The organism is Caldithrix abyssi DSM 13497 (genome assembly GCF_001886815.1).
GTDB lineage: Bacteria > Calditrichota > Calditrichia > Calditrichales > Calditrichaceae > Caldithrix > Caldithrix abyssi.
On sequence record NZ_CP018099.1, the window covers coordinates 775,262 to 787,559 of the forward strand.

12 protein-coding genes are annotated in these 12,298 nt (G+C 45.4%); 10 read left to right on the forward strand and 2 right to left on the reverse strand.

Going from position 1 to position 12,298, the window contains the following annotated elements; genetic code table 11:
• Positions 1 to 141: 141 nt before the first annotated feature.
• A complete protein-coding gene (locus Cabys_RS03055; RefSeq protein ID WP_006928666.1) occupies positions 142 to 444 on the forward strand; it encodes a DNA-directed RNA polymerase subunit omega in 303 nt (100 codons plus the stop codon).
• Between the two features lie 30 nt (positions 445 to 474).
• Entirely contained in the window at positions 475 to 2,049 is a 1,575-nt protein-coding gene (locus Cabys_RS03060) for an amidohydrolase (RefSeq protein ID WP_006928667.1), read from the forward strand.
• A 534-nt stretch (positions 2,050 to 2,583) separates the two neighbouring features.
• Here the strand turns inward: Cabys_RS03060 and tnpA are convergent.
• The gene (tnpA, locus tag Cabys_RS03065) at positions 2,584 to 3,036 is read right to left on the reverse strand and encodes an IS200/IS605 family transposase (protein WP_006928668.1); all 453 of its coding nucleotides are present in this window, start codon (positions 3,034 to 3,036) and stop codon (positions 2,584 to 2,586) included.
• Positions 3,037 to 3,143: 107 nt separating this feature from the next.
• On the opposite strand from tnpA, the gene Cabys_RS03070 reads away from it, so the two are divergent.
• The 8 genes from Cabys_RS03070 (at position 3,144) to era (ending at position 10,863) form a co-directional block, all read left to right on the forward strand.
• Positions 3,144 to 3,533: a hypothetical protein gene (locus Cabys_RS03070; RefSeq protein WP_044281158.1), complete on the forward strand. Its 390-nt coding sequence runs from the start codon at positions 3,144 to 3,146 to the stop codon at positions 3,531 to 3,533.
• Positions 3,534 to 4,004: 471 nt separating this feature from the next.
• Positions 4,005 to 4,346 (forward strand): STAS domain-containing protein, encoded by a 342-nt coding sequence (locus Cabys_RS03075; protein WP_006928669.1) that lies wholly within the window; start codon positions 4,005 to 4,007, stop codon positions 4,344 to 4,346.
• A gap of 298 nt (positions 4,347 to 4,644) precedes the next feature.
• Positions 4,645 to 6,399 carry a GAF domain-containing protein gene (locus tag Cabys_RS03080; RefSeq protein WP_006928670.1) on the forward strand — a complete coding sequence of 585 codons (1,755 nt, stop codon included), beginning with the start codon at positions 4,645 to 4,647 and terminating at the stop codon, positions 6,397 to 6,399.
• 2 nt (positions 6,400 to 6,401) lie between these two features.
• Positions 6,402 to 7,346, forward strand: coding sequence for a histone deacetylase family protein (locus Cabys_RS03085; protein WP_006928671.1), 945 nt, complete (start codon positions 6,402 to 6,404; stop codon positions 7,344 to 7,346).
• Between the two features lie 78 nt (positions 7,347 to 7,424).
• Positions 7,425 to 8,078: a protein-L-isoaspartate(D-aspartate) O-methyltransferase gene (locus Cabys_RS03090; RefSeq protein WP_217184029.1), complete on the forward strand. Its 654-nt coding sequence runs from the start codon at positions 7,425 to 7,427 to the stop codon at positions 8,076 to 8,078.
• A 155-nt stretch (positions 8,079 to 8,233) separates the two neighbouring features.
• Entirely contained in the window at positions 8,234 to 9,364 is a 1,131-nt protein-coding gene (locus Cabys_RS03095) for a site-2 protease family protein (RefSeq protein WP_217184031.1), read from the forward strand.
• A 12-nt stretch (positions 9,365 to 9,376) separates the two neighbouring features.
• Positions 9,377 to 9,967: a hypothetical protein gene (locus Cabys_RS03100; RefSeq protein ID WP_006928675.1), complete on the forward strand. Its 591-nt coding sequence runs from the start codon at positions 9,377 to 9,379 to the stop codon at positions 9,965 to 9,967.
• Positions 9,964 to 10,863 (forward strand): GTPase Era, encoded by a 900-nt coding sequence (gene era / locus Cabys_RS03105; protein WP_006928676.1) that lies wholly within the window; start codon positions 9,964 to 9,966, stop codon positions 10,861 to 10,863. The genes Cabys_RS03100 and era overlap by 4 nt, the downstream gene beginning before the upstream one ends.
• Before the next feature lie 60 nt (positions 10,864 to 10,923).
• On the opposite strand, the gene Cabys_RS03110 is transcribed toward era, so the two are convergent.
• Positions 10,924 to 12,285 (reverse strand): sigma-54-dependent transcriptional regulator, encoded by a 1,362-nt coding sequence (locus Cabys_RS03110; protein WP_006928677.1) that lies wholly within the window; start codon positions 12,283 to 12,285, stop codon positions 10,924 to 10,926.
• Positions 12,286 to 12,298: the final 13 nt, after the last annotated feature.

The following is a 12,298-nucleotide window of genomic DNA, read 5'->3' on the forward strand; positions in this document are numbered from 1 at the left end:
GGGTGAGTTGTAAAAATGATTTTAGAAAAAATATTGTAATCTTAAAAAATTTGGGGGACATTCAGCAAAGCCAAAAAAACATTTGACTATTGCAGTTAAAATTATTAATATTGCTGGATCAATTCATTAAAGGAGAGATTAATGGCCATCAAAACAATCGATCTTCGTAAACTTAAAGGCGTTTCGCCAAATATTTATGAGGCTTGTTTGCTTATTGCGGCGCGCGCTCGCCAGATCAACAGCAAACGAATCGAAGAGCGCAAAGAAAAAGAGATGGCAGATAACGTTCGGGATTACTTCGATGAAAATGATCTCTACGATCATGAGCTAATCAAAGAACTCAAGTTCGAAAAAGAAATTAATCCAACGGTTATTGCTCAGGATGAGTTTTTTGAGGGTAAAATTAAAGCCATCTATCCTAAAGAAAGTAACGAAATCAAATAAAGCCCTGCCCGTCAGGGCTTTTTTTTTCTCATGAAGACATCTCTTTTTTACAATGCACGTATTTTCCCTTCGGTCCATTCCCATCCTTTCCATTGGTTAATAGCCCAGAACGGGCGTGTGACAGTCCTGGGACGGGAGAAAGACGAAATTCCGCGCCTGCCAATAGAAGCCCGATTTGACTTGCAGGGCAGAGTGGTGATTCCGGCCTTTGGCGATGCGCATGTCCATTCCTTATGGGCGGCCAAGGCGTTTATGGAAATTGATTTAAGCGGCGCGCAAAGTTTGGCGGAGGCCTTGAACATTTTAAAGGAAAGCAAAACGCGTTATCAGCCGGGGCAGTGGGTCGTTGGCAGGGGATTTAACAAAAACCGCTGGAAAGACGGTGTTCCCGCGAGAGTGTTGTTGGATCGTATTTTTCCTCAAAATCCTGTTTATCTGGAGTCGCAGGATTGCCATTCGGCCTGGGTTAATTCTCTGGCATTTACAAACGTTGGGGTTAAAGAAAACACGCCGGATCCGCCTGGCGGAAGATTTTTGCGCGAGCCGGAGGGTGCATTCAGCGGTCTGGTGTTGGACAGGGCCATGGAACGGTTTAAAAATGCCCTGCCTGCTCCTGATGAACAACAACTGCTCCAGGCTCTGGATCGCTTTGTCGGCCAATTATTAACAAACGGCATTACGAGCATTCATACCATGGAAGGCGCGCAGGCCTTTTCGCTGTGGGAAAAGTATTTTTTACGTTTCGGGCGTAAAATGCGCGTGGTGTTCTATTTTCCCCAGGAAGAGATGGACGAACTGATTAAAAGCGGCCTGTATTCCGGTTATGGCGATCCCTGGTTAAGAATCGGCGGCATTAAGTTTTTTAGCGACGGTTCGCTTGGATCGCAAACGGCGGCCATGCGCCAGCCGTATGAAAATCAGCCTGATAACATGGGGCTTTTGTTGTTTAACGAAGATGAATTATTGGAGCGCGTCAAACGGGCGGAATCTCATCGTCTGGCCACGGCTATTCATGCCATTGGCGACCGGGCCGTACAGCTTGTGCTGAAGGTGCTGCAGCAGACCGCCGCGCTCCGAAAACAACATGGTCTGGTCAGCCGGATTGAGCATGCCCAGCTTGTTCCGCCAGACCTGCTGCCGCTTTTCAGGCAGTATGGTCTGGCGGCCTCCATGCAGCCCATTCACATTGCCGACGATGTGGAGATTGCCGACAGGTACTGGGGAGAGAGGAGTCGCTTTGCCTATCCCTTTCGCTCACTCCGGGAGATAAATGTCCCCCTGGCTTTTGGCAGCGACGCGCCGGTGGCGCCGGCCGATCCTTTAAAAGGGATCTTTTCGGCGGTTTTTAGAAAAAGCAGATTTCAACTGTCAAAGCCAACATGGACTGTGGAAGAGGCGCTTGACGTTCGGCAGGCTGTGCAGGCCTTTACCGAAGGGGTGGCCCAGGCGGCTGATTCCTCTGCCTTTCAGGGCTCTTTGCTGACTGGCAAATGGGCTGATTTTATTGTTTTAAGTGATGATATTTTTAACATGCCAGCGGAGCGTATGCTAAGCGTAAAGGTGGAGAAGACCATTCTTGATGGTAGTATTGTGCATGCTGTTTGATTAATAGGGACAGGCTTGAGGGGTTGTGGCCTTTTTTAGGATGAATTGGTGTGGCTGATCGTAAAAGGGGGGGGAGGCGGTTTGATGAAGGGGGAAATTGTGAATGTGGGGAGAGGTTTGCGCCCCCGGGCAGCGCCCGGGGGGGATGTGCAGGGGGGCATAAGCCCGGTGCAACGCACCGGGCTGACGCGTCAAACACCGTTGGGACTTCACTGAGCGAGTAGTTTGCCAAAATACACATATGTGGAAGTTAAAAAAATCCCACTGAAACAAGGCGAGGAACCCGGGGCAGCGCCCCGGGTGTATGAAAATCAATAACTAAAGCAGCAAAGCCGCAACCAAAACTAACCGCAAAGAGCACAAAGAAGTCACAAAGTACGCAAAGAAAAAATAAAACAAATTATTTAACATGTAAGTAAAAAACTCATGGGCTGGGGGATGAGTTTTTAAAACAGCACAAAAATTTTCGCGCGATAAAACGTCAGAAGTTTTGAAGGAAGTATCCTAAAGCTCTGAAGGAGCGAGTTATTCAAACTAATCCCAAACGTAACGTTCATCATATTCTATCTGATATTTTTTTAAAAATCCGATAAATTCTTCTTGATACGTTTTTTTACCATGGAGTTCTTCCTGCTTTTCGATATACTGGATCACCGTTTGTAGTTGAGACATCCCTATTGAAAAAACACCGTATCCTTTTTGCCAATGAAATTTTTGATAAATACTTCCCTTGGTTTTTATCCATTTGGAAGAACTCGTTTTTATTTCTTCTATCAATTTGCAAGCCGTTATTGTTCTTGAAAGTTCACACACGATGTGAACATGATCAGATGTACCATTGATTTTGTGTGGGAAACAGCCAAAATTTTTACACATTAGAGCCAAATAATGATGCATTTCATGCCTAATTTTTTCGTTTAAAAAAGGATAGCGATTTTTTGTACTAAATATGATGTGAAGAATTATTTTAGATAATGATTGAGACATAACACTTCCTCCATATTCATTAACGCGTTTTGTAGAATTATGCAAAATGTAAATTTTAGCGTCATTTAGAGGATCCAGCCAGGAAGTGGGACAGGAAAGCTTTTGTTTTGGCCGATGTTCTTATTTTCACCATCCCGCCTGGCGAGGTGGTGAATGAAAAGCATATGCATTTTGCAGAATCCTACTTAACGTATTTTAAATTTAGGCATTATATTAAGAATATTAAAATAATTTTAAACATGATGAGTCTCTTTTCCAAAGCAGCAGAGCCGCAACCAAAAACGAACCACCAAGAGCGCAAAGAAGCCACAAAGCGCACAAAGATTTTTTCACGCAAACCCTTTTGTCAAGCCTTAGTTGAAAAGGGAACGCCAGTGTCGAAAAGAAAAAATAGAACTGTATCTCACCATGTAAGAGGAAAACTAAGCAAATCGGCACAATTTACGCCCGAGGGTGTCTCAAAAGCGACATCAAATGTATATATATGCAAAAAATAGAGAAAAGTTCACAATGGCCTCACCCCATTTCCCCCTCTCCCGATTTTCGGGAGAGGGGGAATTAAAGGGGGGTGAGGGAAAGAAAAACTTTATAAAAATACATTGTCTTTGACTTTTGGGACAGCCCCAGGGCGGGGGATGAGTTTTTAAAACGGTACAAAAATTTTCGCATCCCGCCATGGCTGGACAGATCTTACAAAGGAAGTTTTCTAAATAATGTTTCTATTGGAAAGTATTTTTCTCTTCGCCAACATATTTCGACATTTCGGGGCCCGTCTCAATTTTCGGCGTTCTTTGTGCCCGGTGCTGCGCACCGGGCACCTCCCCCGCCCACCATCGAAGCGCGTCTTCAACGCGCTTCCCCTCTACTTCCCCGCTTTACCCCTGCCCAACTTAAGATTAAATTGACAGATTTGTTGCAATTGATTATTTTAAACTGTTAAGATCAATTGAACAATTGAGGAGCTTACTATGAAAATTAAAGAAAAAATAGTCGATCACATTGCTGTGCTGACCCTTTCTGGTAAAATGATGGGCGGGCCGGAAACCACGGCTCTTCATGATCACATTAAAGGTTTGATTCAGGATGGTATTAAAAAAGTCGTGATTGATCTTGGAGAAGTAAAGTGGATGAATAGTTCCGGAATGGGCGTGTTAATGGCCTGTATGACCACGCTCTCTAACGAAGGCGGAAAATTAGTCCTGGCTCGCGTTTCGGAAAAAGTGAATAGTTTGCTGATTATTACGCAATTGATTAAAGTATTTGAAACGTACGAAACGGTCGATCGCGCCGTTGCCGCTTTAAAAGAATAGCCAGGCTTTTTAAGCAAATGGGTAAAACGGACGCTTGTCAAACGTTTTTGCCCCGCTATTTAAATAAAACTTAAATGATCATTATGGGCGGAAGAAGATTCCGCCTTTTTTGTTTATTGCCCCAGAAACAGTCGGCTGGTTATTGACTTCTATTGCTATTTCTACCTGTTTTGCACTATATTTAAAAGCAAGACAAACAATTAAAAATGGGAGCCTGTTTTTAATCCTCAAGTGTAAATGTAACGGTTCGATTTTAATTAAAGAGGATAATCGTCCATGCAAACAGCAGGAAAGCGCCGTGCGTAAAGAAATAGATATTTTACGAGAACGCGTATCCCATCTGGAAAGGGAGTTGCGCCACAAGCAGTTAATTATTTCGTCGATCCATGAAATTGGCAAAGCCTTAAGCTCCGAATTACGCATTGATCGTCTCCTTCCTTTGATTATGGAGGAAGTCACGCAGATCATTGACGCCGAACGGAGTACCTTTTATGTGGTAGATCACGAGCGGGGCGAGCTGTGGTCTAAAATTGCCCAGAAGGCCGAAATCAGTGAAATCCGCTTGAAAATCGGAATGGGCATTGCCGGACATGTGGCCAAAACCGGAGAAACCGTCAATATTCAGGACGCCTATTCCGATCCGCGTTTCGATCCTTCTACCGACAAAAAGACCGGCTACCGCACGCGCAGCGTTTTGTGCATGCCCATCTTCGAACCCATTCGCAGCTCTAAAAGCAAACCTAAAATTCTGGCCGTTATTCAAGCGCTCAACAAAAAAAGCGGCCATTTTACGCGTGAAGACGAAGAATTAATGGCCAGCCTGGCCGCCCAACTGGCCATTACCCTGGTAAATTCCCAACTCTACCTCGCCCTGGAAAAACGAATTCAGGAATTAAATCTCCTTTATTCCATTGAACAGGAAGCCTCCTACACCGATCAGGATGATACCCTCTACGACCGTTTATTAGATAAACTCGTAAGCACTTTAAAAGTAAAAGCCGGCTTAATTGCCTTCTACGATGCAAAAAATCATACATTCGGTCCCTATTATTTTAAGAATATTCACAAGACCGATAGCAAAAAAATTGATCTGGCATCCGATCTGGGCATTGAAGGACATGTTCTGCGCAGCGGCGAAGTCTATTACACCAATTGCGCCACGCACGATCCGCTTTATCTGCAAAACCAGCCCAGCGGCCTAAAATTCAAAATTAATCAATTGATCTGCGCGCCGCTTATTATCAACGATCAACCCGTGGGCATTATCCAGCTATTCAATAAAATCAACCAAAACGACATCTTTATTAAAGACGACGTTAAAATTTTAACCTCGGCCAGCAGACAGATTTCGCGTTTAATTGAAGCGCGCAAACTGCGACAGGAAAAAATCAAGGCCGAACGCCTGGCCACCATTGGCAATATGCTCAGCACAATCGTGCACGATCTGCGCACGCCCATGAACAATATTTTCGGTTTCGTCGATTTAATGCGCGATGAAGAAGACCCTGATCTAAGAAACGAATACGCCGAAATCGTCATCAAACAAATCCAGATTCTAAACAATATGGCGCACGATGTACTCGATTTTGCCAAAGGGAAAACAAGCATTTTACCGGTTAAATATCCCGTTAACAAACTGCTGGAAGATTTCAAAAAATTGTTTGAAAACGAAATCAAAAAACAGGGCTATGAGTTTGAAGTCGAATGCAGGGCCGCCAGCATGCTGTACGTGGATCCCGACAAGGTCATCCGCATCTTTATGAATATCATGAAAAATGCCCTGGAAGCCATGGATAAAGGCGGCAAATTTTCGATCAAAGCGTTTGAAGCTAACGGTGAGGTGGTATTTCAGCTTTCAGACACGGGCAAAGGAATTCCGCCGGAAATTAAAGACCGCCTCTTCGAATCATTTGTTACCAGCGGTAAAAAGGGCGGAACCGGCCTGGGCCTGGCCATTGTTAAAAATCTGGTGGAGCAACACAAAGGACGAATCGAAGTCGAATCAACCCCGGGTAAGGGGACAACCTTTAAAATTTATTTTAAGAAGCTGTGATTATGGGACGGCTGGCAATCATCTTTCATCCGTTGTTTTTAGAGCACAATCCGGGAATTGGCCATCCGGAGCGCCCGGAACGGCTCAAAGCGATTCTTGACTATTTGAATGAGAAAAATTTTTTAAATCGTGTCGATCAATTTCAGCCCTCCGAGGCGAGCGAAGAGGCTTTGCGGCTGATTCACGATCAAAGCCATATCGATTTTATCAAGAATCAGGCCGGAAAAGAGGGCGTTACGCTCGATGTGGGCGACACGGTTTTAAGTAAACATTCGGTTGGCGCTGCTCTGCACGCTGCGGGGGCGGGCGCACGCGCTCTGGAATTAGTTTTTAAAGAAGGATACGATAAAGTTTTTGCAGCCGTTCGCCCGCCTGGCCATCATGCCGAGCGCAGCAGAGCCATGGGCTTTTGTGTTTTTAATAATGTGGCGATTGCCGCCCGCCTGGCTCAAAGGGAAAAATTCGCTGAAAAGATTTTAATCATTGACTGGGATGTGCATCATGGAAACGGCACGCAGCATGCTTTTTATGAAGACCCTACGGTCTTCTACTTTAGCCTGCACCAGTACCCGCTGTTTCCTATGACCGGATTGCGCGAAGAAACAGGCAGCGGCCCCGGAAAGGGTTTTACCTTAAACGTACCGCTCTCTTACGGCCAGGGCGACGCCGAGTATGTGGAGCATGTGGAACGTTCTTTGGCGGCAATCGAAAGCAGGTTTAAGCCAGATTTGATTTTAATTTCCGCCGGTTTTGACGCGCACGTTAAAGACCCGATCGGCGGCATGCGCCTTACCACCGCAGGCTTTTACAAATTAACCGAAATGGTGGCCCAATTTGCCAATCGTTACTGTACGGGACGAATCATTTCATTTCTGGAAGGCGGATACCATCTGAACGCGCTGGCCGAAAGCGTACATCAGCATCTGGTATGTATGTTAAAACATTAATCAGGGAATACCATGCGAGTACATTTTAAATTTTTGCTTTTGAGTATTTTTTTAGTGGGGTGTGTACAGGAAAAATCTATGAAAAAAAATGAAGATTATTACGCAAAACTGCGCAAACAAATGGTTGAACAGCAAATTATTGCCCGGGGCGTTAAAGATCCCGCAGTGATCCGGGCCATGGAAAGCGTGCCGCGGCACCTATTTGTGCCAGAATCGGAAATGGCCTACGCCTACCTGGACGAACCACGTCCAATCGGGCACGGCCAGACCATCAGCCAGCCTTACATCGTAGCCTTTATGACCGAACAATTACATTTAAAGCCGACCGATCGCGTTCTGGAAATTGGCACCGGCTCGGGGTATCAGGCGGCGGTGCTGGCCGAGATTGTCGATTCGGTTTATACCATTGAAATCGTTCCCGAATTGGCCCGCATCGCCCGCGAGCGATTGCAGGAGTTGGGCTACGACAATGTGCAGGTGAAACAGGGCGACGGCTACAACGGCTGGCCAGAAAAAGCCCCCTTCGACGCCATTATCGTTACTGCCGCGCCGCCCAACATCCCACCGCCCCTTCTGGAACAACTCAAGATCGGCGGCGTTATGGTTTTACCGGTCGGCGAATATGTGCAGGAACTGGTGGTGGTGCAAAAATCCGAAGAAGGAATCTCCATGCGCAATGTGCTGCCGGTAAGGTTTGTACCAATGACGGGCAAAGTGCAACAAAGTAAATAAGAAAAGTCTTTGAAAAAAAATTATTAAATCTTCGTTCCTGCAAAATACTGCAAAACTTGCTGCGGGAGGAGACAGGATTTCTTAATAATCGGCAAAAGTTTTTCAAAGGCTCTCATGATAAAAACAGAACGACTAATCAACAGGGTGAAAAAAAAGTGAAAGCGCTTTTAGATCAATCGAAAGAGGTCATCAAAGATCGACTGGATCTGGAACTATTGAGTCGATTGTACGGTGTTCCAATCTTTAAACAAAAAAAAGAACGGATCACCCTTGAAGATCTGGAAGAAATTCAGGATGAATTGCTGAGGCGAGGCATTTTTTCAAACATCGAAACCTCTCCCAATTACTACTATCTGAAAATTTTAAAACCGTATCCGCCCAGGCGGAAACCGCGTTATTGGTTGCATCTGATCTTATTTCTATTGACTATTGTAACCACCAGCATGACCGGCGCCATGTTGCGAGGGCACGATCCGTTTGCTTCGTGGGCCGATTTTTCCACCGGTTTTAGTTATTCTTTTGCCTTGCTGGCCATCTTGTTTTCTCATGAGATGGGACACTACCTGGCTGCCCGTTATTACCGCATTGACGTAACATTACCCTATTTTATCCCTCTGTTTTTACCCGCCTTCCATCCCGGAACATTGGGCGCCTTTATCAAGATGCGTTCGCCCATGCCGCATCGAAAAGCATTGTTTGACGTGGGCGTGGCCGGACCCCTGGCCGGGTTTGTGGTCAGCCTGATCTTTTTAATCATCGGTTTTAGCCGTTTGCCAGACACCAATGGCATTTACGCCTACATTTCTCAAATCCATCCCCTAAATGATCCGCACGGCATTAACCTGGTTTTGGGGAATACTTTGCTTTATGATTGGCTGGGAGCGTTTTTTGGCGCCAGCCGCCTGCCCATGAACGAGATGTATCATTTTCCGTTTATTTTTGCCGCCTGGTTTGGACTGCTGGTTACGGCGATCAACTTAATGCCGATTGGGCAGTTAGACGGCGGGCATATTACCTACGCCATGTTTGGAGACCGGGCGCGTTTCATTGCTCTGGGCGCCTTTGCCTTGTTAATCGTTTTGAACGTTTACCTGATTTCCAACTTCAATTCCTACATCTGGGTGTTGTGGTCAATTTTGATTCTGGTGTTCATTCGCTTCCGGCATCCTCCAACGCTGAACGATTCCATCATTCTGGATAAAAAGCGCCGCATTTTAGGCTGGATTTCGTACATTATTTTTGTGCTTTGTTTTTCGCCAATGCCGTTTTATGTGACTAATATGTAAGGGTTTTTTAGGATGTTTTTTGTTTTTTTGTTTATTTTAATCGTATTTATTCTGTGGGCGATTGTTTTGTATGTGCGGAAATCTCACTGGGACACCATCCACAGAAACCTGTTAGACCTTGAAGATCACTTTGAGGGCAAGGTTATTCGAAGGGGCTTTGCCGCGCGACCATTTTTCCATGGCAAAGTTAAAGGATATCCGTTCACCTTAAATATCAGCACGGAACGCCTGAAAGATAAGCGCATGAATTATGTGGATATCAGCTGGGACCTGCCGGCCGGCGAAGCGCTGACCATTTCTGAACTGGAATGGCTTAAAAAACAGCGGGAAAACAATACCGAAGGCCTGACCGTGGTTGAAGCAGAAAACGGCAAAAAATTCGCCTTTATTCACAAAAACAAGAAACGGCTGGAACAAATTGTCGGGTACCCGGTTGTAAAGGATTTTATTAATCACTTTGAAGAATTGTGCTACGTATTTTTGAGTAAAAACGGTCTGATCTGTGAGTTCAGTACGGACAACCTGGCCAGGGCCACAGAATTTGAAAGTTTGAACAAACGGTTGGATTTACTAAAAAAATTAGGAGAGGCATTTAAACAATGAATTTGATTGAGACCCCGGAAAATTTTAAAAGCGGATATGTGGCGATTATCGGTTTGCCCAATGCCGGCAAATCTACCCTGTTAAACGCCTTGTTAAACATTAAATTGTCGATTATTTCCGCCAAACCGCAAACAACGCGTCGAAGGGTGCTGGGCATTTTAAACAAAGCGGAATATCAGGTCGTTTTTATCGACACCCCGGGCATTATTAAACCAAAATACAAATTGCACACGCGCATGATGGAACAGGTTCACACCGCTCTGCAGGACGCCGACCTGCTGGCCTTAATCGTGGATGCCACGGAACATAAACATCCCGTAGAAGTGGATCTGGAAGCCATGAATCCCAAAAAGAAACCGGCGCTGTTGTTGTTAAATAAAGTGGATTTAATTAACAAACAGGATTTGCTGCCTTTGATCGATCAGTACCGGGAATTCTATCCGTTTGAGGAGATTATTCCGATTTCCGCCTTGAAACGCGATGGAGTGGATCAGGTGGAGCAGGAAATCGTCAAACGCTTACCGCAGCATCCGCCTTTTTACCCGCCCGATGTTTTAAGCGACCAGCCGGAGCGCTTTTTTGTGGCCGAAATCATCCGGGAAAAAATTTTTGAACGTTTTTTTCAGGAAGTGCCCTATTCAACCGAGGTGGTGGTCGAAGAATTTAAAGAACGCCCGGGCAGCAAGGATTACATCTATGCCATCATCTATGTGGAGCGGCCATCACAAAAGGGAATCATCATTGGAAAAAAAGGCGAGGCTCTTAAAAAGATAGGCGAGGCTGCCCGTCGGGAAATAGAAGAATTTCTGGGCCGCAAAATCTACCTTGAGCTGCGCGTAAAAGTCAACGAAAATTGGCGCTACGACGAACGTAAATTAAAACGCCTAGGTTATTAACCGTTTTAAACCGCCTGTTGACAAAGATAAAGCTGACGTCTGTATTGGTCAGGAGGGTCTTTAATCGATCTGGTATTTTTTCAGTTTAGAAATAAGCGTGCTGCGATTCATCTTTAGCATTTTAGCCGTTTGCACTTTGTTGAATTTGTTTTGTTCCAGGGCCTTGATGATCAGATTTTTTTCATAGTCTTCGACCAGTTGATTAAAGCCGCGCGAAAAATCGATTTTTTCGGTGTTAAATTCGCCCACGTAATTACGAATATTTTCCGGAAGATCTTTTACGGTAATAATATTCTTTTTATTCAAAACAATGATTCGTTCAATCAGGTTTTCCAGCTCGCGGATGTTGCCGGGGTAGTCATATTTTTCCAGGATATCCATGGCTTCCGGCTCAATATCCATTACGTTTTTGCCGTAAATTTTATTGAACTTTTCGATAAAGTGGTAGGTCAGGTATTTGATGTCTTCCCGGCGTTCCCGTAGGGGCGGAACGCGGATGGGGATGACATTCAGACGGTAGTAAAGATCCTGGCGAAAGGTGCCTTCCTGCATGGCTTTTTTCAGGTCTTTGTTGGTGGCGGCAATGATCCGCACATCCACTTTGATGGTCTCTGTTCCGCCGACGCGTTCGAATTCGCCTTCTTGCAAAACGCGTAAAAGCTTAAGCTGCATGTTTAAAGAGATATCGCCTATTTCATCCAGAAAGAGCGTGCCGCCGTTGGCCATTTCGAAACGGCCGATTTTGTCGCGAATGGCGCCGGTAAACGCTCCGCGCACATGACCGAATAATTCGCTTTCCAGTAAACTTTCGGCCAGTACGCCGCAGTTAATTTTTACGAAGGGCCGCTTGGCGCGTGGGCTGTTGTAGTGGATGGCGTTGGCAATCAGCTCTTTGCCCACACCGCTTTCGCCTTCGATTAAAACCGTAGTGTTGGTTGCTGCCACATCTTTCACCAGGTCAAACAGTTTGCGGATGTTTTCGGTTTTACCAATCATGTTGGTAAAATCGTAGGTCTGCTTTAGCTTGCTAAGCAGATATTCATTTTCTTTGATCAGAGAGTTGAGCTGGGTAATGCGTTCAACTTTAGAAAGAATTTCATTGATGCGGATCGGTTTCAGGATATAATCTTTTGCGCCCATCTTCATGGCGTCCACAGCGGTTTCGATGGTGCCGTGGGCGGTTACCATGATCACCGGAATGTGAGGATAATCCTTGGTAAGCACGCGCAATAACTCCATGCCATCCATCTCTGGCATGCGAATATCGGTAAGGATTACATCCGGCTCCTGCTGTTTAATGATATTAATGGCCTCCAGTCCATTGAGGGCGGTTACGGGAGTGTATCCTTTCTTTTCGAATACTTCCCGCATTAAATCCAGAGCATCCCGCTCGTCATCCACAATGAGTATTCTGGCCTTCATCAGCCCTCCTGCC

Excerpts from the sequence above, each read along its gene's own strand:
- Cabys_RS03055 (WP_006928666.1), top strand. The coding sequence starts at position 142 with ATGGCCATCAAAACAATCGATCTTCGTAAACTTAAAGGCGTTTCGCCA.
- Cabys_RS03060 (WP_006928667.1), top strand. The coding sequence starts at position 475 with ATGAAGACATCTCTTTTTTACAATGCACGTATTTTCCCTTCGGTCCAT.
- tnpA (WP_006928668.1), bottom strand. The coding sequence starts at position 3,036 with ATGTCTCAATCATTATCTAAAATAATTCTTCACATCATATTTAGTACA.
- Cabys_RS03075 (WP_006928669.1), top strand. The coding sequence starts at position 4,005 with ATGAAAATTAAAGAAAAAATAGTCGATCACATTGCTGTGCTGACCCTT.
- Cabys_RS03085 (WP_006928671.1), top strand. The coding sequence starts at position 6,402 with ATGGGACGGCTGGCAATCATCTTTCATCCGTTGTTTTTAGAGCACAAT.
- Cabys_RS03090 (WP_217184029.1), top strand. The coding sequence starts at position 7,425 with ATGAAAAAAAATGAAGATTATTACGCAAAACTGCGCAAACAAATGGTT.
- Cabys_RS03100 (WP_006928675.1), top strand. The coding sequence starts at position 9,377 with ATGTTTTTTGTTTTTTTGTTTATTTTAATCGTATTTATTCTGTGGGCG.
- era (WP_006928676.1), top strand. The coding sequence starts at position 9,964 with ATGAATTTGATTGAGACCCCGGAAAATTTTAAAAGCGGATATGTGGCG.
- Cabys_RS03110 (WP_006928677.1), bottom strand. The coding sequence starts at position 12,285 with ATGAAGGCCAGAATACTCATTGTGGATGACGAGCGGGATGCTCTGGAT.